Here is a 25,461-nt window from a genome sequence, read left to right on the forward strand (position 1 = left end):
CAGCCTAGACCCACGCGAATTTACTATCGACCGTTACAACCACCGCTTTGGTAAAGCAGAGCTTGAAGACTACGCACTGTTTTACAACATGGGTTACGACTTTGATAACGGCTATAACCTGTACTCGTTTGGTAGCTACTCAAAACGCGAAGGTAACTCAGGTGGTTTTTACCGCCGTGCAAAAGACAGCCGCAACGTGTTAGAAGTGTACCCAGACGGCTTTTTACCGCAAATTGAAACCGACGTACAAGATTACTCATTTGCCCTAGGCCTGCAAGGCGAAACTGGCGAATGGACATGGGATGTAAGTACCAACTACGGCCGTAACGACTTTGGTTTCGGCGTTGTAAATAGTATAAATACATCACTAGGTACCGACAGCCCAACCGAATTTGACAACGGTGCATTGGTTTACGATCAGTTTTTAGTAAACGCTACGGCAAATACAGTGCTAGATTTTGGCTTGCCAGATGACGTATTTTTTACTGTAGGTGCAGAGTACCGCCACGAAAGCTACAAAATTGAGCAAGGCGAAGAAGCCTCTTACATTACCGCTTTAGATAGCGATGGCAATCCAATTGCTGCCGGTGGCGCACAAGTATTAGCTGGTTTTGGCCCAGAAAGCGTAACCGATGAAAGCCGCCATAACGTAGCCGTATTTGTTGAGTTTGATACTTACCTAACAGAAGACTGGAACCTTGTTTTAGCGGGTCGCTACGAAGATTACACCGACTTTGGCGATACGTTTACATCAAAGCTTGCGTCGCGTTACAGCATTAACGAAAACCTATCATTGCGTGGTGCAATTAGCACAGGTTTCCGTGCACCATCACTTGCGCAAAGCTCGTACCGCCAAATCTCTACCGTACTTGAGAACAACCAACCGTTTGAAGTAGGTTTATTCCCTACCGATTCAGCGGCAGCGCAGGCACTTGGTGCTGAACAACTAGATGCCGAAGAGTCTGTAAACGTAACAGCAGGATTTATGTACACGCAAGGCAGCTTTAGCCTAACTGTAGATGCCTACCGCATTGATATTGATGACCGTATTGTATTGTCTGAAAACCTAGAGGGCGATGCTGTAGTAGAAATACTGCAAAATGCCGGCGAGCTAAACACTGAAAGCGTACGTTACTTTACTAACGCTATCGACTCGCGCACGCAAGGTGTTGATATTGTTGCTACCTACAACTTAGATTTAAGCGATTTAGGTGACTTACGCTTAAACGTAGCGGCTAACTTTAACGATACCGAAGTAACGCACGTAGACGACAACCCAAGCGAGCTAAATTCACTCGGCGATGACTACGTTGTATTTGCACGCCGCGAAGTAGGCCGCTTTGAAGAAGGCACACCAGATAGCAAATGGAACCTATCTGCAGTGTGGAACTTTAACGAATGGCAAACCACCCTTCGTGCAACGCGCTACGGTGAAGTGGCTGATATTTCAACTACCGCCGATCGCGATGAGTACATAGACCCTAAATGGATCACCGACCTAGAAGTTGCCTACCGCCCAGACGAATACTGGAAGTTTGCAGTAGGTGCAAATAACTTGTTCGATCAGTACCCGCAAGCAACGGTAGATAACATTGGTTACTCTGACTTTGGCCAAATATTCCCGTACACGCCATATGCACCGTACGGATTAGACGGGCGTTTCCTATACGGTAATATTACTTACAGCTTTTAATAAATAACCTAAAAGCAAACACTTAAAAAGGATGCCATGTGCATCCTTTTTTAATTACTTCTTAGTGTATTTAACCACTTATTAGTAAATCCACTTTTCATAAACACACCCCACCCCAATAAAATCAAAGGCTTACAATTGGTCTCGTTTTTGCTCTACTATGCTTATACAAAACATGCATAAATAACAAACACAAAGGACTAAACATGAGCTCATCAACTGTATCTAACATTACAAAACCACTTTCACTTATTGGCGGCATTTTATTATTAAGCGGCTGTGTGTTTCATATATCGCCAAGCGTTGCCTCAGTAAAACAAACTCAGCAGTTATCACTGCCAAGCAGTAATCTAGAATACTTAAACGTATTAAGCGGTGCAGGCTCTCTTGAAATTAAAGGCTCGCGCAATGCCACCAGCATAAGTGTAGATGCCACAATTTTTACCGCCGACATTGAAGACGAATACACACTCACCCTTGAGCAAAATGGCAAACAAGCTACCTTAGTTGCAAACAACAATACTGCCAGCGGTATGCGTTTTTACAGCGGCCAATCGCCACACATTGATTTAGTGGTTACCGTGCCAAGTAATTTAATGCTCGATATTGATGATGGCTCTGGCGACATTGCAATAAGCGCCATGCAAAATAATATAGATATAGAAGACGGCTCAGGTAGCTTATCTATCAATAGCGCTAAAAACCTTACTATTGAAGATGGCTCAGGCGATATAACCCTTGAAAACATCACCGGTAACTTAGCGCTTACCGATGGCTCTGGTAGTGTAAATATTAATAATGTTAGCGGCAACGCCGTAGTTGATGATGGCTCGGGTGATATGCGTATTAGTAATGTGCGCGGCACCTTAACTGTTGAAGACGGCTCAGGCAGCATGGCTATTAATAACATTAATGGCGCAGTAGATGTAGACGATAACTCTGGCGATTTAGTCATTGAGCACGTCCAAGCAAGCGTAACCATTGAAGATGGCTCGGGCAATATTCGTGTAAACCACGCTAAGGGGCTTACCATTACCGAATCAGGCTCAGGCGATGTAAGCATTGATAACATTAACGGCCCTGTAAAAGTAGCCGATTAATTATGACTAAATGATCCATTTTCAGCCACATGACCCATTGTATTTTTAAAGCCACTAAGCCATGCTAAAAGCCTTGATACTATTAGGATATACGCGTGTTAGAAATAGCTTTAATTTACTTAGCGGCGGCCATAGTGGCTGTACCTATTGCCAAGCGAGTGGGACTTGGCTCGGTACTTGGTTATTTAATTGCGGGCATACTAATTGGCCCTTACGCCCTGGGTATTGTGGGGGATCAAACAGATGTAATGCACTTTGCCGAGTTTGGCGTAGTGATGATGCTGTTTTTGGTTGGCCTTGAGCTACAACCAGCCCGTTTATGGAAGCTTCGCCATTCAATATTAGGGCTTGGCGGCTTACAGGTCGTACTTACCGCCGCGGCTATTTTTGCGTTTTGTTATTGGGTTTTTACCATGCATTGGCAAACCGCTTTGGCTATTGGCTTAATGCTGGCGCTGTCATCAACCGCTATTGTACTGCAAAGCCTTGAAGAAAAAGGCTGGCTAAAGCAAGAAGCCGGGCAAAACGCATTCTCGGTTTTATTATTTCAAGACATCGCCATTATTCCTATTTTAGCGCTCCTACCACTATTGGCTTTTGCGCCGCAAAGTAGCTCAAAAGACATTAGCGACTCCATTATTGCAAGCTGGCCGGTATGGCAGCAAGTTGGCGTATCGGTAGCGGTTATCGCCGCTATTATTGCCGGTGGTAAATATGTGTCGGCCCCGTTATTTAGATACATAGCGCAAACCCACATGCGTGAAATATTTACTATTTTTGCGCTATTTTTAGTGGTGGCTATTGCCCTTGTAATGCAAAGTATTGGCCTATCACCGGCACTCGGTACATTTTTAGCCGGTGTAGTCCTTGCCGAAAGCGAGTTTAGACACGAGCTAGAAGCCGATATAGAACCCTTTAAAGGCCTACTGTTAGGGCTGTTTTTTATTACTGTTGGCGCATCAATCAACTTTGAATTATTGACTGATGAGTTTACAACCGTTATTGCACTCGTTGCGCTGCTTATTGTAGTAAAAGCCTGCATTTTATTTGCCCTTGCCATCACCTTTAATATTAGTAAAAAGCAGCGTTTACTGTTTGCATTAGCGCTGGCACAAGGCGGCGAATTTGCCTTTGTACTTTTAAGTGTAACCACTACATTAAGCATATTAACGCCAGAGCAAACAAGCCTCGTGACGTTAGTAGTGGCTGTTTCAATGTTGGTTGCGCCACTGTTATTAATGGCTTACGAGCAGCTACAAAAACGCACCAGTAACAGCGCGCCCGAGTTTGACAAGCCCGAGCAAATTAGCAGCGCTAAACACGTTATAATTGCAGGCTACGGTCGCTTTGGGCAAATTATGGGTCGCTTATTACACGCCCAAGGCTACGAAATTACTGTACTTGATCACAGCCCAAGCCAAATAGAACTCCTACGCCGCTTTGGCAATACCGTATTTTATGGTGATGCTGCCCGCCAAGAGCTGCTAGAAGCCGCAGGCGCGCACACCGCACAAATGCTAATTGTGGCAATAGACGATGCAGACAAAACCCTCGAAATTATTAAGCTTGCACATAAAAACTACCCGCAGCTGAAAATTGTAGCCCGCGCTATCGACCGCCGCCACGCGTATCAATTACTTAATTTAAAAGTAGATGCGTTTAACCGCGAAACGGTCGACTCAGCCATTAACCTAGCGGTAGATGCATTAGAGTTATTAGGTAACAATAAAGAAGATGCCCAGCGCGCCGGAAAACTATTTAGAGACCACGACCGCGCTGCCGTACTGCAACTTGCCGAACTGTGGGGCGACGACGCCAGCTACGGTGTAGCCGTGCGCCAACGCATGGAAGATTTAAAACAAGTACTGCAACAAGACAAGCAGGCACAAAGTGATTTAAATACCTGCGACAGCGGCGACTGTGAAGACGGCCTAACAGAGCTAGCTGATAGACCTAAAAAGCCTGATGATTCTCATTTGGAGTAGTGTCATCAGGCATAATAAGTTTACTTGTACTCTAATCTGATAGATTAACTAACATTTCTCTAACTGATTTAAGTTCATCTAAGCACCCCATAATATAACTGGATTCGATTGTTCTGATGCATAGATCCAGTTGATCAATATTATTAAGATAATGATTTTCTAGAAACTCATAAACATCATCTTTATAGTCAAAGCCATAGTCAGGAATATTTTCACTAAATAGTATTCGACATTCTGTTTTTGAAAGCATAATTAGAAGCCATCATATTAATTAATTCTTGAGCTTATGGCATTGAACCATTTAATAACTTCACCATTTTCATCAACATCTTGAAGATAGTTATAGCTCATATTAGCTACAGCCCTAGTGTTGAGTTTTTTCTTTATATTACTTTCTTTATAAGGTGTATGCTTTACAAGGAGATTGGGAATATCAGTTTGATCGTCAATCTCTAATTTCGCATTAATCTGAAAGGCTTCTTTAATTGCATCAACATGAAGGTAGTTTTCTGCTTCACGCTTAGTTGTTAAAAACGCAACCGAGTCATCATTTCTATCATTAACTCTATCATGAGCTTGCTGGTATGTTGGGGGGTTATCTGTATCGCGATCGTATATGTGAACTTCTGGTTTTCCGATATTTTTTAAATAATGAGAGTTAACCCAATCTTTCAACGTTGAACCACCTAGAGGTAGTAATACAACTCTGGGGTCATTATCTAGGTCAGGAACATCTAAACCATCTCGAATTAATATTCTGGACATTCCTTTGAAGAAGTTAACATCGTTAGGCCCTTCAACACATAAAAAAACTTGTGCTCTACTATCGGGTAAAACCCCTAAATCCTTCGCAATAACGTCATATACACTGTCGCAATGCTGTGCAATAACCAGTTCGCCATTATCATTCCTCGAAATATGCCTAATGCTTTCTAAGGCTAGCTGGCCAGCTAGTGCTGGAACATGGGTGGTGAGAACAACCTGACAATTTTCAATACTTGAAAGTTCATTAAATGCATCTAATAGCAATCTTTGATTATTAGGGTGCTGCGAAGTCTCAGGTTCCTCAATTGCATAAATTACACCTCGACCAGAATTTTCATTCTTTATCCGTTCAGCTTCTGCTTTAAAGAAGCTAATAAGAACAAGCCTACGAACTCCGCTTCCCCGTTTATTTATGTGTATACCATCGTCACCAACTAGCGAGAGCTTAAAAATACTATCCCACTTTGGTTCTGCTTTAAATTCAGGTTGTAGCTGTTGAGCCAAATTAGGGTCAATATCATTCAAATGACTTATGGTATTAGTAGCAACAGCAAGAGCTTTTACTCTTACTTTATTTTTGATCTCATCAAGGTCACTTCCTATTTCGTTTAGTGCATTAATGACTGCGGCTTTCATAGGATCCTGAACTTCAGATTCTTCATCCGTACTCGGGCGGTCAGCTCTAAATAATGCGAAGTGAGGAAGGTATGCTTGAATTTGCTCCCAGATAGTTTTTCCGTCTTCTTTCGTGAGTGGAATATATTGTGGTGAAAGTTTTAGATCACCCTTCTCGCGGTATATTGCCTGTCTTAGAACAACGTTTGACCTTCTGTCTTCAACAACTATAGATAGACGTTCAGCAATAGCTTTTAATTCATCATTTTTCTTCAAGAGAATGCCTTTAGCATCCCTTACAGAGGGGTGATTGCAATAAACATTTATCGCACCCGCTCCTTTACCTTTTTTGAAAATTTTATATAGCTCTAAAAAACCATCTTCATTCAAAAGAAATTCTCTGCTTAATGTTGTCTCAGAAGCAATATCTATGATTAATCTCTCTGGGGCTCCAGAAAAAACACACCCAATTTTGACATCATCATTTTCATTAGAATAAACGCATTTGTCAGTAAGATCATATTTGCAAAGCCTATGACCAAAGAAAACACCTAGTGCATCCAAAACTGTTGTCTTACCAACATCATTTTTACCAATTAATGCTGTTAGGTCATTGAGTGTAATCTCTACTCTTCCTTGATAACCACGGAAATTTTCAATTATTAATTTCTCAAGTTTCATGATCTTTCTCAAATGTTAGTTTAAACAAAATGTATGGAGGGCTCGTAACAGCATTATGAGAGGGCACTTCTACCTTCACAAAACGTCCCTATTGTGTGAACTACTATTAATAACAAATTGTATAAATTATTACCAACTATAAATATTATGCGGCTGATGGTATGTGTTTTATAAAAATGGGAAAGTGTTTACAGTATTGCTTCGGCGGGAATGACTTAAATTAATCTACTTTTGAATGCCTACTTGTAGCTCATAACTATCATCCTTCCAGCTATGAGCTACTACATTTAAAAACGCTAAAATCTAGTGATGGTGCCCACCTTGAATCGCTTTACCTTGCTGGTTATAAAACCCCGTTGCGCCGTGTTCTATAAAGCCTAGGTTGATCATTTTTGCTAAAAACGGGTCGTTTTCGTTATCGCCTATGTCGGCGTAGTCGGTGGTTTGAAAGCGATCCCACTTGGCAAACTGTGCGGCTATTTCTGCTTTATTACTGTTTACCTCGTTAAGGCTTAGTAAAGTATGGGTATCGCTTTTTTTATTGGTTACGCTAAAGCTTTTAACCAAGTTTGATTTGGTAAATAAAGCGAGTTTAAATTGATTGTCGCCCTCAGAAAGTGTGTAGTTTTTTACCTCATCGCAGCCGTTGCCTTGGGTGTTAACTAGGGTCATTTTTTCGATTAAATGCGTATCCACCAACTGATTTTTAGCGCTCCAACTTTGTACACCGCGTACCTCAGATGGCTGATACTCAATACCACGTTGCTGAGCATTAAAATAACGAATTGGGCGAATTTGTTTGTTAGCTAAGTGCTGCCAAAGCTCAGTAATTACCTCACGCTGATGCGCAACTTGTGAGTTGTTTCGCCAAAGCGTAAGTGACTGCGTGCTTTGCTCGTTTTTATGAGTATTGGTAATTTTATAGTCGGCTTTTAAATGCGCGCTATCAATATTACATTGCTGCGCTAGGGTGCTGGTACTGGCAACTGTTGCCATTAAAAATAATGCTAGTTTCATTAAATTATCTCTTATTTAAACGTCACTGTAATAGGCATTACCATACCCATTTACAGTGGCATTTTTATGACATAAAAAAACAACTCGCACAGCGTACGAGTTGTTTTTAAATACCCCATTTTTATACGTACTTTATGTGCTGAGCGTACGTATTAAATTACTTATGGTGTTACTTTTTCATCAGCGGTAGTTACTAAGTCTGCCGCAAAGTCCATTACATGGAATAAAAAGCTTTGCTCGTTAGTGCCTGTAACTAAGTGAGCGCCTGGGCCCATTGCGTATACGCCAACATCTTCACCTGCGTGAGTTTCTGAGCCAAGTGGTACAAGTGCCTCTTGGTGAAAGCCCGCTGCAGTTGTATCAACATCGGTTAAATCTACACGCCCTGTAACAGGTGCAAATGCATAACCTGCATCGGCATCGGTTTCATCGCCTAAATCTCTAAAGCCGCCACCGTTGGTGTAGCCAACTGTGGTATATGGCATATCGTCGGCAGCTAGGCTTGGCTCGGTTTCGCCTACGGCAACAACTTTACCTAATATTGGGTTACCACGTTTAGGGTAGCCTGCAATAGTAAATACGTGGCTGTGATCGGCAGTTACTACTATTAGCGTTTCTTCTGGGTTAGTGTTTTCCATTGCCACTTGCACAGCTTTTGCAAATTCTACTGTGTCGTTTAGGGCATTGTAGGCATTACCCGCATGGTGCGCGTGGTCAATACGACCTGCTTCTACCGATAAGAAAAAGCCATTGTCGTTGTTATCTAGCACGTTGATTGCTTTTTCGGTCATTTCGCTAAGCGAAGGCTCGCCCGCTACATCATTTGCGCGGTCGGCTTCGTATTGCATGTGAGACTCGTTAAATAAACCAAATACTTTAGTGGCATCGTCGCTAATTGCATCAAAACCAGTTTGGTCCATAACGTAAGTGCCGCTTGGGTAAGTTGTTTGCCACTCGGTTACTAGGTTGCGGCCATCAGTACGGTCGCCTTCTACTGCGCTTACTGCATCGGCTGAGTTTGCTGCTTCATCTTTTGGTAAAAAGTGACGACGTCCGCCGCCCATTACAACATCAATGCCATCTACATCAATACCCGCATAACGCGACTCTAAGTTGGCTTCAAAGTTAACAAGTTGCGATGCAATATCTTCACAGGCTTCTGTGCCCTCTGGCATATCTGAGTTATCTTCCCAGTTACGGTCAGCCGATTTAGCATACGTTGCTGCAGGTGTTGCATGGGTAATACGTGCGGTTGAAATAAGACCGGTTGCTTTACCCGCTATTTCAGCAAGCTCTAACGAGGTAACTAGTTCGTTGCCTGTTACCGTGGCACAGTCGCCGCGTTCAATGTCTTCATCTACACCAATTACGCCCACATCGGTTTTAACACCTGATACCATTGCCGTCATTGTGCCTGCAGAATCCGGCGTTTGTGCATCTACGTTGTAAGTTTTAACAAAACCTGAGTACGGCATTTTTTCAAAGCTTAACTGGTAGTCTTCACCTAAACCGCCTTCAAGCTGGCCTGCTAAAATACGTGCAGCTGTTACGGTAGAAATACCCATGCCGTCGCCAACAAATAATATAACGTTTTTCGCTTTGCCAGATTCAGTAACCACTTCGCTATTAGCTTGCTGTGTTGCCGCAAGCTTTGTTTGTGCATCGCCATACCATGCGTTAGTCGTTAGGGTGGCAAGTTGCTCGCTGGTAAGTGACGTAGCAGGTGCATTACACACTAAGTTTGAAGAGGTAACTTCGTCGCTATCTAGCACGCCGTTGCCGTTTGTATCTACCCCAGTTTGGGTTTCTACGCCGCCATTAACACATTGCTCAGAGCCTACTGCAATGGTGTTATCTACCGCGAGAATATTATTTTCGTCTTTGTCGTCGTCACTACAACCTGCTAGCGCGACCATTACTGCTAAAGAAAGTACTGTTAATTTGTTCATGTTAGCCGCCATTATTGCTGAGTTAGTTCAAGAGCTTGATTAATTAAATGAAATACTACGTTTTGCTCAATTACGCCTTGAGCTAGCTGTGCGCCTGGGCCTTTTGCATGCAGCGAAATATCTTCACCGGCATGAGTTTCTGAGCCAAGAGGGACAGTGGTTTCTTGGTGAAAGCCAACATTGGTAGTATCAACGCCACTAAGCTCTACACGTCCAGCAACTGGGCCAGTTGTATATGCTGCATCGGCATCTGTTTCATCAACTAAGTTTCTAAACCCTAAACCATTTGCATAGCCTACTGTGGTGTATGGCATATCGTCGGCAGCAAGGCTTGGTGTGGTTTCACCTACGGCAACTACTTGGCCTAAAATTGGGTTACCGCGTTTAGGGTAGCCAGCAATAGTAAATACGTGGCTGTGATCGGCGGTTACTAAAATAAGGGTTTCTTCTGGGTTGGTATTATCTACCGCAGCTTGCACGGCTTTAGCAAATTCAATGGTGTCGTTAAGTGCGTTGTAGGCATTACCCGCGTGGTGTGCGTGGTCAATACGGCCCGACTCAACAGTTAAGAAAAAGCCGTTTTCGTTTTTACCTAATACATCAATTGCTTTGCTGGTCATTTCGCTAAGCGATGGCTCGCCGGCAATATCGTTTGCGCGGTCTGCTTCGTATTGCATGTGCGATTCGTTAAATAAGCCAAACACTTTAGTGGCATCATCAGCAATGGCATCAAAGCCTGCTTGGTCCATAACATAAGTACCTTGTGGGTATTGTGTTTGCCACTCAGTAACTAGGTTACGCTCATCAGTACGATCGCCCTCTACAGCGCTAAGTGCATCTGCTGAATTAGCTGCTTCATTTTTTGGTAGAAAGTGACGACGTCCGCCACCCATTACAAAATCAAGGCCGTCTACGTCGGTACCTACAAAACGTGCTTCTAGGTTTTTCTCAAAATTAACTAATTGCGAGGCAATGTCTTCACATGCAGTTTCGGTTTCTGGCATGTCTGAGATATCTTCCCAGTTACGGTCTGCCGATTTTGCATAGGTTGCCGCTGGCGTTGCATGGGTAATACGCGCTGTTGAAATAACACCGGTTGCTAGGCCTTTAATTTCAGCAAGTTCTGTTGCTGTTAAAAGCTCATTACCCGATACAGTTGAACACACACCGCGCTCTATATCTTCGTCTACACCAATAACGCCTACATCGGTTTTAACCCCTGAGATCATCGCAGTCATTGTGCCTGCAGAATCTGGTGTTTGTGCATCTACGTTGTATGTTTTTACTTGTGCTGAGTACGGGAACTCTTCAAAGCTTAAATAACCTTCTTCACCTAAATCGCCCGCTCTTTGTCCTTTTAAGATACGTGCTGCGGTAAGGGTAGATACACCCATGCCGTCGCCTACAAACAAAATAACGTTTTTAGCTTTTGTTGTTTGCTGGCTTTGTGCAAGCGCAGTTTTTGTGGCGAGTGTGGTTTGGGCATTTGTATACCAGTCATTGTCTGTTTGGCTTTGTGGTAATACATCGGCATGACTTGCAGCACTTAACATAAACGTTAAGCCAACTGCCGCAGCAACTTTTTTAATTTTCATCCTTTATTATTCCCATTGTGTAGTGGTTATTTTTTGCTTGAAGCGTAAACCTCAAATAAGTAACCGCTGCACTATAGAAAAAAGATGTGACCTCTAAGAGTACTTTTAATTAAAAAACAATGACTAAACCATGACAAAATTAAGACACAAAAAAGCGCAGCGGTTAAACGCTGCGCTTAGCACAATTTTCACAGGGATGTATTTATATAATTAAAAACGCGCCTTAAACGATACACCAAAGTAGCGCTCTGCATCACGCGGAATTTGGTAACGGAAGTTGTCGCCACTGTAGGTGGTTACGTAGCTTTCATCGGTTAAGTTTTTAGCAATAAGCGATACTCTAAATGCATCATCTTTAAACGATAAACCCACACTTGCGTTTAAAATACCGTAATCTGGCAGTAACGCTGCTGGGTTAAACTCGCCTACATTGTTTGGTAGGTCTGAGTATTGCTCGTCGGTGTAAATGTAAGAGCCGTTTATATGAATATTAAAGTCGTGCTCGGTTTCAATAAAGTAATCAGCACTTAGTGAGTATTTTAAATCTGGCGAAAACGGGACATCTAAGCCAGAGCGGTCAGTACATGAGCCTGCTTCTACTTCTGCCGGACAATTAAACTCGTCAATTTCGGCCTGAATGTACGCAATACCACCGGTTAAAGTAAGTGAGTCGGTAGCCGCCCACATAAAGTCAACCTCAGCACCTTGTGTACTTACATCACCAGCATTGGTTAAACGGGTAATACAGGTGCCGTCTGAACAGTCAAAGTTATTGGCTTGAAAGCCTTCAATTTCGGTTCTAAACACGGCAAAGTTAAATACAAAGTCGCGGCTTGCGTATTTGTAGCCTAACTCGTACGCGTCTGACTCTTCTGGCGATATTTCGCGGCTATCGTTATCTGGATTAAAGTTGTAGTACACGTTAAAACCAGGGCCTTTATAGCCTTGCGAGTAAGTACCGTAAACCATTTGGCCATCACCTAGGTCGTATTGCATACCTAAACGACCCGACACGTTGGTTTCTTCTGCACTGCCTGATTCGTCAGTATTTAGTGCTGCTGAGCGTACACCTACACCGGTGCGACCAAATTCGTCATTGCTTACGCGGCGGTGTGTGTACGACACTTCATCGTCGGTATAACGAATACCAAACAGTACACGTAAGTCTTCAGATAAATCGTAAGTACCATCGGCAAAGGCTGCCCAGTTGTTAAACTCGGTGCTCATGTACGCGGTTGCCGATACAATATCGTTAGCATTACAGCTTACACCTAAGCTTTGCGTGTAGCCGTCTAAGTCGGCCAATGCGGCATCAAGCTCTGCACCGGTTAAGTTATTTTGTGCGTAATACGCCATTGCAGCGTCTAGTTGGCCACCGTTATTTTGACAACTCGCGTCACGGGTAAAGTTACGTTGCGAGTCCATGTTCCAGTAAAATAAGCCAGCCACATAGTTAAACGGACCCGCTAGGTTTGAAGTAACTCTAAATTCTTGCGAAAACTGATCCCACTGCTGAGCACCTAAATCGTGTAATTGAAATGGCGCACCAAATACAGGTTCGTTACTGTCGCCAGCAATTGAGGTAAAGTCGCCTTCGCGGTATTCGGTGTTATCCCACGAGCGCTGCGCAGTAATAGAGGTGTATGTGTAGTCGCCAATAGTTTTATCAACCTGTACCGAAAACGCGCTGTGTTCGTCAATAGTGCGCGACTCATAGTCGTGATCAACTTTGCGCTGGTCTAGGTCAATATCGGCCACACCATCAACAATACCGTTGCTGTTAGGGGCTGCGTCTGAATCTGGGTTACGGCCACTTGGCAGGGCTTCTAAATCGGCACAACAGTCGTCGTCGGCGTTATAAAATTCGGCAATAAATTTTACGTTTAAATCATCGCTTGGCTCGTATTTAAATACAGCACGTGCGCCTTCACGGTCGTAACCGTTTACTTTTTCGTTGTTGTAAACGTTATCAATGTAGCCATCAAACTTACCTTTAAACACGGTTAAGCTTGCTGCTAAGTCGTCGGTTAAGCCGCCGCTTACCACGCCTTTAAAGCGGTATTCGTTGTCTTGATAAAACGAGGTTTCTACGCTGCCGGTGGTGTCGTACGAAGGATCTTTGGTTGTAATGTTTACCACACCTGCCGAGGCATTTTTACCAAATAGTGTACCTTGTGGGCCGCGTAGTACTTCAATGCGAGATACATCGTATAAATCGGCAAAGGCTTGACCAGAGCGACCTAGCACCACGCCATCAACTACAGTGGCCACACTTGGCTCAGCGGCAATACTAAACGAAATAGTACCAATACCGCGCACCGTTAGCGCTGAGTTACGGGTTGTGGTGCCTTTTCTAAAGCTCACCGAAGGCACAAGTGACTGTAGGCCTTCCATATTATTAGCAAACGCCGAATCAATCTGGTCGCTATTAAGCACAGACACCGCAAGTGGTACTTCGTTTAGGCTTTGCGTTCGTTTTTGTGAGGTAACAACAATTTTTTCAAACTGGTCGTTATTGTTTTGCTCTGCTTGTTGTTCAGTTTGCTCCTGCTGCGCATGTGCTTGCGTGCTTAGTGCTAAACCCGTTGTCATTGCTAACGTGACTGCCAAGCTTAAGACGGACTTTTTAGCTCTCATGTCATTCTCCAAATTGTGCGTGTGTGCTGTTAAATTACCGCGCTAGCAAGTGTGTGGGTTGCTAAAAAGCGGTGCCAGAGTGTTGTAGTTATTTTCCTTATATCTCTTATGTCTTATATAAGAGATATAAACTTAAACAAACTTATGTTCTATTGCAAACATTATGTGAATAAAATGTGATTTAAAATTTGTATAAAGAATATAACGGCGCATTATGTCGCCTTAGCAACGCCAATATGCGCCAAGCTGCTTGTATAGCGTGTATGCCATCGGCGTACGCTCCACCAGCTAAGCACAAAGGCGCTAGTCCAAACAGCAATTAAGCTTGGTACAAAGTACACGCTGGTGCCACCCACCAATCCAAGCGGAGAAAACAGTATGTACAAGCTTATAATTAAGCTCACTAATACAATCGCGCAAGGCAGTGCGTATTTCCACGGGCTTAGGTTTACCTCGGCTTTGCGGGTAAAGTTCCATGGTGTGGCAAGAGGTTTGTAGTAGCCAATACCTAACATAATGGCCAGCTCAATAAAGAATAATATGGCGTAAATATGGATAAAGTTAATATCTACATCCCACACAAATTTAAGCAAAGTGTAGGCAATAACATGAAAAACAATAGCCACTTTAGCGCCCAGTGCAGGCACTTTGCGAGTAAATAACCCCACGAGCACAATTGTGATGACCGGAATGTTGTAAAATCCGGTAAATACACGAATGATGTGCCATAAACCTTCTGGCGCAAACATCAGTAATGGCGCGGTAATAAACGATAAAACAGCAATTACAATACTGGTAATTTTGGCCACTTTAATGAGCTTTTCGTCGCTTACTTTGTCTTTTTTCATGGGTTTGTATACATCTAAACAAAACAACGTGGCGGCACTATTTAACAACGAATTAAACGAGCTAAATACCGCACCTAATAACACCGCTAAAAAGAACCCAGATAAGTACTGAGGCAGTACATCTTTAACTAAATGTGGGTAAGCTAAATCTATGGTTTGTAAGCTTTCGTGCTTATAAAGGTGATACGCAATTACGCCTGGGATCATCATCATAAAGGGTACTAGCACTTTAAAGTACCCTGAAAACAACACGCCCTTTTGGCCTTCTACTAAGTTTTTAGCGCCTAGTGTACGCTGGATCACGTACTGATTGGTGCCCCAATAAAATAAATTAGCGAGGATCATACCGGTAAAAATGGTGCCAAATGGCACGGGATCGTCACTGCTACCAATGGCGTTAAGCTTTTCGGTATCGGTGTTTACCAGTGTGCTTAGGCCATCGGCAAAGTTGCCATCGCCAAGGGCAATTAGGCCAAGGGTAGGCACTAAAATACCAATAATTAATAACCCAACACCGTTAATGGTATCTGATACTGCAACCGCCTTTAAACCGCCGAATACCGCGTAAATAGCGCCCACAGAGCCCACAATAATAATGGTGACAATTAAGCTTGCTTGATAGCTTAAGTTTAATAAGGTGGGCACATCAAACAGCCTAAGAACGGCAATTGATCCTGAGTACAAAACAGAAGGGATCGTTATAAAACAATACCCTACCATAAATAAGATCACCGTCATGCGGCGTACGGTATCGTCAAAACGATCCCGTAAAAATTCAGGCAAGGTAGAAAACGCGCCGGCTAAATACCGTGGTAAAAAGATCAGCGCCATTATAATGGTTGATATCCCAGCTGTTACTTCCCACGCCATTGAGCTTAGGTTGTAACCATACGCTGAGCCATTAAGGCCAATAAGTTGCTCGGCCGATAAGTTAGTGAGGATCATCGACCCCGCTATAAATGTACCTGTTAAACCACGCCCCGCTAAAAAATAGCCGTCTTGGGTGTTAACTTCCCCTTTGGTTTTTTGGTACGAGATATATCCTACCAGCGCCATAAACGCCAAGCACGATAGCAGTGTCATGGTAATGTTCATACCTTCCATCTTGCGCCCCTTTTAGCTTACTTTACCCGGTAAAAAGTAAGCTAATATCTTTATTATTGTGTGTGTTACGTGTGTTGTGTGTGTTTGCTATTAACCGAGTTTTATTTTGGCCATGCTGTTAGCTGGCTCATGTCTTGCTCTGTGTGTTGAACCTCTGGACCTAACATGAGCGTATCGCCTTTACGAACAAATACGGCCATTTGTGTAAGCTCAAGTGTTTCTTCGTAATACTTGCCGCCTTGGTACGCCTGCCCATCAGGGAATCGCACCCACTCGCCTTGTGGTAAATAAAATTTAACTTTACCGTTTGGTACAACACATGGCACAACAAGGAGTTTTTCGCCGCACATAAATTGCTGATCAAAACTATGTGCCAGTACGTCATCAGGAAACGCCAATGCCATAGCACGCTGAATAGGCAGCCCTGTTTGCTGCGCTTGCTCTGCACATTCTTGTAAGTACGGAATTAACTGATAGCGTAATTTAAGCGCTGCAAATACAGCGTCACTTGCTTGCTCGGTGTATGACCACGGTTCGCGTGGGCCAATACCATGTAAGCGCATATGTGCACTAAATACCGACGCTTGCGCCCAGCGAACATAAAGCTCTGCATCGCGGGTATCTTTGTAAAAACCACCAATGTCGGTTGCAAAAAATGGCCCGCCCGACATGCCCCATGCTAAGCTGCCGCGAATACTCGCCGCTAAACCTTGCCAATCGGCCTGTGGGTCGCCGCCCCATTGTGCTGGGAAGCGTTGGCTACCAGTCCATGCAGATCGGCTAAACAAAAATGGTCCTGTTTTACAGTATTTTTCGGCGGCTTCATAAACGCAGCGGTTGTACAGCATGCTATAAACATTATGCAGTCTAATACCACTGTCGCCACTGTGCGATACCATGTTTTCGTCTTCTAGCTGTTCGCCAAAGTCTGCTTTTATCATATCTACGCCAAGCTCAAATAATGGCTTGTGCGACTCCAACCAGTATTCGTAAGCATCGGGATGAGTAAAATCTAAAATACCCGACTCTGGTAATGGTGTTAGTACTTCGCCAAAGGGGCTTAAATCCCACTCGTATTGATACGCTTTACCTGTGCGTTTGTCTTTTATTAGCCAGCCGTTTTCGGCCGCTTTAGCAAATAATGGGTTGTTTACCGAGATCATTGGGTATTCCCACACACAAATTTTAAAATCCATGGCTTTTAATTCATCAAGCACAGGTTTTGGGTCGGCGTAACGTGTTGGGTCCCATTCAAAGGCAAAGCGGGTGTCGGTGTCTTGCCATGCGCGGCCATCAAGGGTAATTACATCGCACGGCATGTTTTTAGCGCGTACTTCGCGGGCGACACTTAATAGCTCGTCGGCATCTTTGTAGTACGCTTTTGATAAAATAACACCCAAGCTCCACTGCGGTGGCACCGGTGCAAAACCAGTTAGCTCGCAGTAGCGATTAATACTTTGTGCAGGCGTTTGCTCTTGGTATAAAAATACATCTAATGCGTCGTCTTCTACTAAACACACATAAGCACGTTGCGACCAAAGTGCGTAGCCTACGCCATGTGTAACGGGCGCCGGCGTGTGTACAAATAAATTCCAGCCCTCTGGGCTCCACGCGTATGGCGTATTTTTATAAGACTTTTCGGCGTTGACGCCTAGCGCATCGTGGTTGTATGAGCGAATAAGCTGGCCGCGTTTATCAAGCTTGCCCCATTTTTCGCCAAGGCCGTAAACGGCTTCGTCGTAATTAAGCTCTAGGCTTAAAATCCAGCCGTTATCGGTTTTGGCCAGTGGCGGTAAACGGTGCTGGCGCACAAAGTGGCCATCGGTTGCTGATTGCTGTACTAATTTATCGTTTTTATAAAGCTTAAAGTAAAAAGGGTCGCTGTAAAATTCTAAGCGGTACTCACCGGCGGTGGCTGCAAAGCCTTGGTCTAATTTATTAAGTGATAGCGGTAAGTTTGAAGGGGTGGTGGTTAATATTTTAAACGTCTCGTCATGCGTGGAGCCTGCATTTAAACGTAAACCAAACTGGCACATGGTAACGCTAACCTCGCCAAATTGAGTTGGTAAAACTAGCACATGGCCTTGTAATTTAGGCTCTGCAGTTAAGCGTGCTGGCTCTATTGCGTTCCAGTCTGGCTCACGTAATTCAAATGCATTCATGGGAGTTCCTTAACCAATTATTAGTCTTGTATAAGACACAAGTTAAATAATTGTAATCCCCATGTCAATGTAAATAACCCTAAGATGAATTATTTACATCGTTACTTTTAAAATATGCCTGGTGCCGATGTTGCCACCAGCGAAACGCCGCTTAGGCCAAGCAATGCAATTGCTATTATACGAATCCATTTTGCATCAACGTAAGGCGTTAATTTACGAGCAAATTGCGTTACTAATAATACCAGCGGTATGGCCGCTGCAATTAAAAACATAATGTCGAGCTCGGGTAAGGTGCCAAATAAGGCAATACCAACACGGACTAAGCCACCAATGGTAAATACCGCAAGTAAGGTGCTACGAATGGCCTCAATAGACCAAGCTTGTTTATAGCACTGAAACACCAGCGGCGGCCCCGACGTTGAAAACAGCCCGCCCAGCAAGCCACTTACGCCGCCGGCAATTAAAAACGAGCCACGCCCGCTTTGCTTATTTGCTCTATCACGGCCAATTAGCATTAAGCCACAACAAAGCAAAATACTAATACCTAAAATAAAGTTTAAAAACTGCGTTAAATGCGCCGACATATATTCAAGCAATATAAAACCTAACAGCATTAGCGGAATTCCGGTATACAACATAAGTTTAAGCTCAGGCACTTTTACTGTACTGCGATTTTTAACCACCACAGTGGTTGAGTTAACTAAACCCAATAAACTCACTAAAAAGGTGGTGGCAGTGAGCGGTAAAACATCTAGCAACGTAAAGCTTGCAACCACCAGCAACCCAAAGCCAAACCCGCTAAGCGTTTGCATTATGGTGGCAAGGCTTAGGCACAACGCCATAAGCAAGATGAGTTCTAACGAAATACTGAGCACTTTAAATATCCTACGTGTGCGCTATTGTAGTGTAACGATTTGTTTTTAGGCATAATGTAAAAACAAACTACACGGCAATAGTTCACAATTAATTGAGCTTGCGCAAAACTGCGCAAAAAGTTTCACCTATGATATAAATACAGGTGGATTAAATTTAATGGTAAATAACAATGAGTAACTCTATGTTTGATCACAAATTAAGTGGCCCAAGCTTGGCTTTTCAACCACTTTACTTACAAGTGGCTGATTATATTAAACAGCTCATTGTTGAAAGACGCTGGGTACCTGGCGAAGTATTACCGAGCGAGTTTCGCCTTGCTGAAGAGTTTAACGTAAGCCAAGGCACTGTGCGTAAAGCGCTTAATTTATTAACCGACGATAAAATAGTTACTCGCCGCCAAGGTGTTGGTACGTTTGTATCTGAGCATACCGCGCAAGATGCCCTGTTTAGGTTTTTTCCGCTACAGGCCGACGGTAAAGGCGCCGACCTACCTAAAGCCGAGCTATTGTCGGTTGAGCTTTGCCCTGCACCACAAGATGTTATTGATGCGCTGCAACTTAATAAAAAAGACAAAGTCACTAAGCTTGTACGCAGACGCATTCTCGATAACGAATTTTGTATGAGCGAAACTATATATCTACCACAAAGTTTCTTTCCTGATATACATCAAAGTAGTGATATTCCGCACACATTGTATCATTACTACCAAACCAAATTTAACCAAACCGTGCATAAAACCCAAGACAGCATTAAAGCCGTTTTAGCAGATGAAACCGACGCTAAAATGCTCGCTATTAAAGCCGGTGACCCTTTATTGTTGGTATCGCGCATTACCGAATCAATCGAAGGTAAACGCATTGAATACCGGTTAAGTAAATGCCGTAGCGATCATTACCACTACCAAATAGAACTTGATTAATTAACCGCGCTTTAGCCGCGAGTAAGTTATATTAGCGCATACTTATTAAATATTTTTTAAAGGCAGCAAACGCTGCCTTTTTGCTGCCTTTTTGCTGCCTGTAGGTTTTTTAACACCTTTCATTTATTCCCTTGTGGTTAACACAGTGTTGACACTGTTAGATTCGTATAATAACTTATGTCTTATACAAGACCAAAGTCATTATGCAATTTTAACAGGAATTCCCAATGAGTTCATTAAATAACATCCCGCCAGTCGGGTTCGGTTTATGGAAAGTAGCACAAGAAGATTGCGCGCAAACGGTGTACCAAGCTATTAAAGCAGGTTACCGTCATCTTGATTGCGCATCAGACTACGGTAACGAAGAACAAGTAGGCGATGGCATTGCTCAAGCAATAAAAGACGGCCTATGTACCCGCGAAGAGTTATGGGTAACATCAAAACTATGGAATACCTTTCATGCGCCAGAGCATGTAGAGCTTGCCATTGATAAAACCTTGAGCGATTTAAAGCTCGACTACCTCGACTTATACTTAATTCACTTTCCGATTGCGCAAACGTTTGTACCAATCGAAACGCGCTACCCACCAGAGTGGTTTGTAGACCCAGATGCACAAAACCCACAAATGGAGCTGGCAAAAGTGCCGCTACACTTAACGTGGCAAGCAATGGAAGAGCAAGTACATAACAACAAAGCAAAACGCATTGGGGTGTGTAACTACTCAAGCGCGCTTATTCACGATTTAATGACCTACGCCACAATTAAACCCGCCATGCTGCAAATTGAGTCGCACCCTTATTTAACGCAAGAGCGCTTAGTAAGGCTTGCCAAACAGTACGATATTCCGGTTACAGCGTTTTCACCACTGGGTGCGCTTTCGTACCTTGAGCTTGAAATGGCCGATCAAACTGAGTCGGTGCTTGAGCAAAGCGTAGTAAAAGCTGCAGCGCAAAATCATGGCAAAACACCAGCACAAGTTGTACTGCGCTGGGGTGTGCAACGCGGCACCGCCATTATTCCAAAAACCTCTAAATTTGAACGCATGAAAGAAAATCTCGCGCTGTTCGACTTTGAACTAACCGAGCAAGAAATGGCGCAAATTTCTGCGCTTAATAGCAACCGCCGTTTTAACGACCCTGGGCACTTTTGTGAAGCTGCCTTTAACCGTTTTCACCCTATTTACGATTAGGATAATAAAATGCCAGCTACCGAACTTAACTATGCCCAAGTGCCTACTCAATTAACGTTTGATGACTCGGTTTTTCCGTGCATTGTAGTTAATAACAATAACGCCAGCACCGTTGAAGAAGCGGTAGCTTTTATTCGCGCTAACAAAAGCGAGTTGGCTAAAAAACTACGCAGCTCAGGCGCTGTATTGTTTAGAGGCTTTCCTGTTGATAGCGCCGAAACCTTTGATACGTTTTCAGCAGGGTTTGATTACGACAACTTTACGTACCAAGAGTCGCTATCTAACGCGGTACGTATTAATTTTACCGAGCGTGTATTTACCGCTAACGAAGCACCAAAAGATGTTGAAATTTACCTTCATCACGAAATGGCACAAACGCCTATTTCGCCAAGTAAGCTGTTCTTTTTTTGTAAATCGGCAGCTGAGGAAGGCGGCGCGACACCGCTTTGTCGCTCAGATAAATTATTTAGCGCATTAAAGCAGTTTGATAGCCAATTAGCCGATGACTTTGAACAAAAAGGCTTAAAGTACACCACTTACATGCCCGCAGCCGACGATGCGACATCGGGTCAAGGCCGCAGTTGGAAAAGCACCCTAAGTGTTGAAACCAAAGAAGAAGCACACAGCAAACTTACCGAGCTAGGTTACGAGTGGGAATGGCTAGAAGATGGCTCTTTAAAAGCAATTACTCCCGTTTTACCTGCGGTAGTTACACTTGAAAACGGCGTACAGGTTTTTTATAACCAACTTATTGCCGCTTACATGGGCTGGAAAGGCGTTCGCGAAAACCCATCGGTTGCTATTACCTTTGGCGATGGTAGCGCCATTCCTAAACAAGGGCTTGAAAAAATTGTTGAGCTATCAAAAGAATTTACCTTTGATTTAGCATGGCAAGATGGCGATGTAGCCTTAGTGGATAACGAAATGGCTATGCATGGCCGCCGCCCATTTACTGGCGAGCGTAAACGCCAAGTGCTTGTTGCACTGACAGCAGCTAACGCCTAATGCAAAGCTTAACCGGTGCACTAAAGGTAAAAGTTTCCCCGTTATGGCAAGGGGCCAGCATTGCTGCAATGACTGGCCTTGCTGCCTTATTTTTAAGTGAACACTATGGCGCGCCCGCTATGTTGTTTGCTTTATTATTAGGGATGGCGGTGTCGTTTTTATATCAAAGCGACAGCCCGTGCGCTAAAGGCATAGACTTTACCGGTACTACGGTTTTACGCGTAGGCATTGTTTTACTTGGCACTCGTATAGCACTGGGCGATTTAGTTACACTGGGCTGGCAAACTGCGCTAATGTTAGCTGGCGCTATATTTACCACCATCATTTTAGGGGTTGTACTTGCCCGGGTATTTGGTTTGCAAAAACGCTTTGGCGCACTCACCGGTGGCTCAGTCGCTATTTGTGGTGCATCGGCAGCACTGGCTATTTCATCTATTATGCCAAGCAGCGAGCATAAAGAGCGCGATACCTTACTTACCGTAATTGGCGTAACGGCCATGTCGACCATTGCGATGATTTTATACCCTATTGTGGTTAACTACCTTGAATTTGATGCACATAACGCCGGGGTATTTTTAGGTGGCACCATACACGATGTAGCCCAAGTAGTGGGTGCCGGTTATTCGGTATCGCCCGAAACTGGCGATATAGCAACACTTACCAAACTAGTACGCGTGGCTATGCTATTGCCTGTAGTACTTATTATGATGGTGGTTATTAATCGCTCAAATAAAGGTAACCATGGCGAGTTGCCAAAAGTACCGGGGTTTTTAATTGGCTTTGTAATTTTAATGATTATAAACAGCACCTTTAACCTACCCGCTATTGTGCTTGAAACCACAAATGAGCTTTCTCGGTTCTTTTTAATTGCCGCCATAGCCGCCATTGGTATGAAAACAAACCTAGGCAAACTCACCGAGGTAGGCTTAAAACCAATAATTATGATTGTTGCCGAAACCATTTGGATAGCACTGTTAATACTTGGCTTTGTATTGTGTAGCTAAGTTGAGTAGCTAAGCATTAAACCTTGAGCGTATTGAGTGGATTGCCTACAATAGCGCATCACTTTTTAATAAAGATTAAAACCATGACCGATTCAACAAAACCAGCATTACCTGATCAGCTTTCGATTAACCCACGTAGCAAGCATTACGTAGAAGAAGTGTTTGAACACGAAATTGGCGTAAGCTTAAATGGCAAAGAACGCTTTGACGTAGAAGAGTACTGCATTAGCGAAGGTTGGATTAAAATTGCCGCGCCTAAAGCACTAGACCGCCGCGGCCAGCCTTTACTTATGAAAGTAAAAGGCACGGTAGACGTATTTTATAAGTAAGGTTTAGCCTACTTAAATAAGCGGCTCTCTTGCGAGATGTCGCTTTTTTTATGACTGTAAAAAAGCATTGAGCTTTTTTCATGTTAAAGGTGACGAAGTTTCATTATGAATCTAAAAAAATTATGGTTGAATAGCGCCATATTGTTTAGTTGTATAGAAATCCTTTATGAATAAAGTAACTATTTTAGATGGCGGCATGGGACGCGAGCTTAAACGCATTGGCGCGCCATTTACACAGCCACTGTGGAGTGCACAAGCACTAATAGAAGCCCCGCATTTTGTAACGCAGGCTCACCAAGGTTTTATAGATGCAGGCGCTGAAATAATTACCGTTAATAGTTATGCCTGTGTGCCCTTTCATTTAGGTGAAGCGCTATACCAAGCTCAAGGCGCAGCCCTTGCACAGCAAGCGGCCGTTATTGCAAAAGACGTAGCTCAAAACGCTAAACAAAATGTATTAGTAGCAGGCTCATTACCACCCGCCTTTGGCTCTTACCGCCCAGAGCTATTTGAGAGCGAACGCGCTTTTACTATTTTAGATACGTTATATAAAGCGCAAGACGAGCACGTAGATGTATGGATTGGCGAAACCATATCGAGCATTGAAGAAGCGCACGTTATGGCAAATGTACTTAAAGGCTCAAACAAGCCATGTTATTACGCATTTACCTTAAATGATGTGGTAAGCGAGCAAGCGACACTTCGCTCTGGTGAGCTGGTAAGTGACGCTGTAGCGGCTTTGCTTGAACAAAATGTTACTGGTATTTTCTTTAACTGCTCAATACCTGAGGTTATAGAGCAAGCCTTTAGCGATACCAACGCAGTATTAGCTAAACAAAATAAAAGTGTTGTTTTAGGCGCGTTTGCTAATGGCTTTACACCCATCGCAAGCGATTACAAAGCCAACGAAGGCTCGCAGGCGTATCGTGATATTTCACCTGCAGAATACCTAGATTTTGCAAAAACGTGGTACAGCCAAGGCGCAAGCATTATTGGCGGCTGCTGTGGCATAGGCCCTGAGTTTATTGAAGTATTAGTAAACTGGAAACAGGAACTTGAAAGCGCTTAAGCTTTTAGTGCTTTTATAAATATTAGGGCTTAATTGCTGTTGCCTCCCAGCACCCAATCAAGCCCTTGTATCGCTGTAGTAGGAAAAGCGGTTGCATGGCTCGCCCCTTCAACAACAACGCTTTTTAATTCAATATTGTCACTGCTAAGTGCATTAATTTTTTGCGTTAATTGCTTTGCCCCTGCCACCATATTTTGCCCTTCACCAAAGCGTGGCGTTTCCTTTGCTCCCACCGATATATAAACCTTTGTAGGCACTTTAGGCTTATGTGCTTGTAGCGCTAGAATTGCATTGCCATCAAACCAAACCGATGGACTGCCAATTATATAATTGTTAAATAAATCGGGCATCGTAAATAAAATAGTCACGCCAAATAAACCGCCTAAAGAATTACCTATATAAGTTTTTTGTGTACTACTTGCTCGGTAGTTACTTTGTATAAACGGCAGTACAGTATTTTTTAAAAACAGCGCATGGTTTTGCGCGTTACCTGTTTGTTTTTTCCAGCTTTTAGCCTTGTTTGGTGTGTAGTCTCTAACTCGGCTATTAGACCCTTTAGAGCCTTTTTCGTAGCTAATGGCCACTATAATAGCCTGCTGCATTTTTCCGGTATTCATAGGAAACCGTGTAGCACCTGCCACTATAGGAAACGTATACGGTGCATCGGTTAAATAAATAACTGGATATATTTTTTCAGGGTGCTTTTTATATGACTTAGGGAGCTGAATAAAAACAGGATATACCCGATTGGTCATAGGCTCAGTGAGCTCAATAACACTACTTCTAGGGATTTGGTACGGAGTATTTGCGCTTAATTTAAAACACATTAAAGCGCAAAATAACAGCAGGGATTTTAAAACGGTATTCATTATATTCATTAGGGCGTGTTGATCCTTGATGGTTGAATTTGCAGCAGTA

General features: G+C 43.4%; 18 protein-coding genes. 9 read left to right on the plus strand and 9 right to left on the minus strand.

What is annotated here, in order from left to right:
• The 3 genes from B4F91_RS04200 to B4F91_RS04210 form a co-directional block, all read left to right on the plus strand.
• Positions 1-1,693: TonB-dependent receptor plug domain-containing protein (locus tag B4F91_RS04200; RefSeq protein WP_288635387.1), on the plus strand; the 1,693-nt coding region annotated here is incomplete at its 5' end.
• A gap of 206 nt (positions 1,694-1,899) precedes the next feature.
• Positions 1,900-2,793, plus strand: a complete 894-nt coding sequence (locus B4F91_RS04205; protein ID WP_286937821.1) for a DUF4097 family beta strand repeat-containing protein — start codon at positions 1,900-1,902, stop codon at positions 2,791-2,793.
• A 95-nt stretch (positions 2,794-2,888) separates the two neighbouring features.
• The gene (locus B4F91_RS04210; RefSeq protein WP_273587874.1) at positions 2,889-4,778 is read left to right on the plus strand and encodes a monovalent cation:proton antiporter-2 (CPA2) family protein; all 1,890 of its coding nucleotides are present in this window, start codon (positions 2,889-2,891) and stop codon (positions 4,776-4,778) included.
• A gap of 267 nt (positions 4,779-5,045) precedes the next feature.
• Here B4F91_RS04210 and B4F91_RS04215 read toward each other — a convergent pair whose 3' ends face one another.
• From B4F91_RS04215 to B4F91_RS04250, 8 genes are all read right to left on the minus strand, one after another.
• On the minus strand, positions 5,046-6,839 hold the full coding sequence (locus tag B4F91_RS04215) for an ATP-binding protein (protein ID WP_273587873.1): 1,794 nt from the start codon (positions 6,837-6,839) through the stop codon (positions 5,046-5,048).
• Positions 6,840-7,142: 303 nt separating this feature from the next.
• Positions 7,143-7,856 (minus strand): hypothetical protein, encoded by a 714-nt coding sequence (locus B4F91_RS04220; protein ID WP_273587872.1) that lies wholly within the window; start codon positions 7,854-7,856, stop codon positions 7,143-7,145.
• Positions 7,857-8,017: 161 nt separating this feature from the next.
• Positions 8,018-9,805, minus strand: a complete 1,788-nt coding sequence (locus B4F91_RS04225) for an alkaline phosphatase (protein WP_288635388.1) — start codon at positions 9,803-9,805, stop codon at positions 8,018-8,020.
• Positions 9,806-9,816: 11 nt separating this feature from the next.
• A complete protein-coding gene (locus B4F91_RS04230; protein WP_286937255.1) occupies positions 9,817-11,400 on the minus strand; it encodes an alkaline phosphatase in 1,584 nt (527 codons plus the stop codon).
• Positions 11,401-11,610: 210 nt separating this feature from the next.
• Complete coding sequence (locus B4F91_RS04235) at positions 11,611-14,037, minus strand: TonB-dependent receptor (RefSeq protein WP_054983875.1); 2,427 nt, start codon at positions 14,035-14,037, stop codon at positions 11,611-11,613.
• A 212-nt stretch (positions 14,038-14,249) separates the two neighbouring features.
• Complete coding sequence (locus B4F91_RS04240) at positions 14,250-15,989, minus strand: solute:sodium symporter family transporter (protein WP_286937251.1); 1,740 nt, start codon at positions 15,987-15,989, stop codon at positions 14,250-14,252.
• Between the two features lie 101 nt (positions 15,990-16,090).
• Positions 16,091-18,151: an alpha-xylosidase gene (locus B4F91_RS04245; protein WP_286937250.1), complete on the minus strand. Its 2,061-nt coding sequence runs from the start codon at positions 18,149-18,151 to the stop codon at positions 16,091-16,093.
• Positions 18,152-18,258: 107 nt separating this feature from the next.
• On the minus strand, positions 18,259-19,026 hold the full coding sequence (locus B4F91_RS04250; RefSeq protein ID WP_004586028.1) for a sulfite exporter TauE/SafE family protein: 768 nt from the start codon (positions 19,024-19,026) through the stop codon (positions 18,259-18,261).
• Positions 19,027-19,196: 170 nt separating this feature from the next.
• Here B4F91_RS04250 and B4F91_RS04255 point away from each other — a divergent pair, with 170 nt between their 5' ends.
• The 6 genes from B4F91_RS04255 to B4F91_RS04280 all read left to right on the plus strand — a co-directional run bounded on the left by B4F91_RS04255 (position 19,197) and on the right by B4F91_RS04280 (position 24,543).
• Positions 19,197-19,946 carry a GntR family transcriptional regulator gene (locus B4F91_RS04255; protein WP_004586029.1) on the plus strand — a complete coding sequence of 250 codons (750 nt, stop codon included), beginning with the start codon at positions 19,197-19,199 and terminating at the stop codon, positions 19,944-19,946.
• 227 nt (positions 19,947-20,173) lie between these two features.
• Complete coding sequence (locus B4F91_RS04260) at positions 20,174-21,136, plus strand: aldo/keto reductase (RefSeq protein WP_029773103.1); 963 nt, start codon at positions 20,174-20,176, stop codon at positions 21,134-21,136.
• A gap of 9 nt (positions 21,137-21,145) precedes the next feature.
• Positions 21,146-22,141, plus strand: coding sequence for a TauD/TfdA family dioxygenase (locus B4F91_RS04265; protein WP_273609912.1), 996 nt, complete (start codon positions 21,146-21,148; stop codon positions 22,139-22,141).
• On the plus strand, positions 22,141-23,145 hold the full coding sequence (locus B4F91_RS04270) for a YeiH family protein (RefSeq protein WP_004586032.1): 1,005 nt from the start codon (positions 22,141-22,143) through the stop codon (positions 23,143-23,145). The genes B4F91_RS04265 and B4F91_RS04270 overlap by 1 nt, the downstream gene beginning before the upstream one ends.
• 83 nt (positions 23,146-23,228) lie before the next feature.
• On the plus strand, positions 23,229-23,474 hold the full coding sequence (locus tag B4F91_RS04275; RefSeq protein ID WP_024034014.1) for a DUF3297 family protein: 246 nt from the start codon (positions 23,229-23,231) through the stop codon (positions 23,472-23,474).
• A gap of 166 nt (positions 23,475-23,640) precedes the next feature.
• Entirely contained in the window at positions 23,641-24,543 is a 903-nt protein-coding gene (locus B4F91_RS04280; protein ID WP_273587868.1) for a homocysteine S-methyltransferase family protein, read from the plus strand.
• Positions 24,544-24,572: 29 nt separating this feature from the next.
• Here the strand turns inward: B4F91_RS04280 and B4F91_RS04285 are convergent, their stop codons facing one another.
• The gene (locus B4F91_RS04285) at positions 24,573-25,412 is read right to left on the minus strand and encodes an alpha/beta hydrolase (RefSeq protein WP_288635389.1); all 840 of its coding nucleotides are present in this window, start codon (positions 25,410-25,412) and stop codon (positions 24,573-24,575) included.
• Positions 25,413-25,461: the final 49 nt, after the last annotated feature.

Source organism: Pseudoalteromonas sp. UBA6610, from assembly GCF_002433295.1.
GTDB classification, from domain to species: Bacteria; Pseudomonadota; Gammaproteobacteria; order Enterobacterales; family Alteromonadaceae; genus Pseudoalteromonas; species Pseudoalteromonas atlantica.

Excerpts from the sequence above, each read along its gene's own strand:
- B4F91_RS04205 (WP_286937821.1), top strand. The coding sequence starts at position 1,900 with ATGAGCTCATCAACTGTATCTAACATTACAAAACCACTTTCACTTATT.
- B4F91_RS04215 (WP_273587873.1), bottom strand. The coding sequence starts at position 6,839 with ATGAAACTTGAGAAATTAATAATTGAAAATTTCCGTGGTTATCAAGGA.
- B4F91_RS04220 (WP_273587872.1), bottom strand. The coding sequence starts at position 7,856 with ATGAAACTAGCATTATTTTTAATGGCAACAGTTGCCAGTACCAGCACC.
- B4F91_RS04225 (WP_288635388.1), bottom strand. The coding sequence starts at position 9,805 with ATGAACAAATTAACAGTACTTTCTTTAGCAGTAATGGTCGCGCTAGCA.
- B4F91_RS04230 (WP_286937255.1), bottom strand. The coding sequence starts at position 11,400 with ATGAAAATTAAAAAAGTTGCTGCGGCAGTTGGCTTAACGTTTATGTTA.
- B4F91_RS04235 (WP_054983875.1), bottom strand. The coding sequence starts at position 14,037 with ATGAGAGCTAAAAAGTCCGTCTTAAGCTTGGCAGTCACGTTAGCAATG.
- B4F91_RS04240 (WP_286937251.1), bottom strand. The coding sequence starts at position 15,989 with ATGGAAGGTATGAACATTACCATGACACTGCTATCGTGCTTGGCGTTT.
- B4F91_RS04245 (WP_286937250.1), bottom strand. The coding sequence starts at position 18,151 with ATGAATGCATTTGAATTACGTGAGCCAGACTGGAACGCAATAGAGCCA.
- B4F91_RS04255 (WP_004586029.1), top strand. The coding sequence starts at position 19,197 with ATGAGTAACTCTATGTTTGATCACAAATTAAGTGGCCCAAGCTTGGCT.
- B4F91_RS04260 (WP_029773103.1), top strand. The coding sequence starts at position 20,174 with ATGAGTTCATTAAATAACATCCCGCCAGTCGGGTTCGGTTTATGGAAA.
- B4F91_RS04265 (WP_273609912.1), top strand. The coding sequence starts at position 21,146 with ATGCCAGCTACCGAACTTAACTATGCCCAAGTGCCTACTCAATTAACG.
- B4F91_RS04270 (WP_004586032.1), top strand. The coding sequence starts at position 22,141 with ATGCAAAGCTTAACCGGTGCACTAAAGGTAAAAGTTTCCCCGTTATGG.
- B4F91_RS04275 (WP_024034014.1), top strand. The coding sequence starts at position 23,229 with ATGACCGATTCAACAAAACCAGCATTACCTGATCAGCTTTCGATTAAC.
- B4F91_RS04280 (WP_273587868.1), top strand. The coding sequence starts at position 23,641 with ATGAATAAAGTAACTATTTTAGATGGCGGCATGGGACGCGAGCTTAAA.
- B4F91_RS04285 (WP_288635389.1), bottom strand. The coding sequence starts at position 25,412 with ATGAATACCGTTTTAAAATCCCTGCTGTTATTTTGCGCTTTAATGTGT.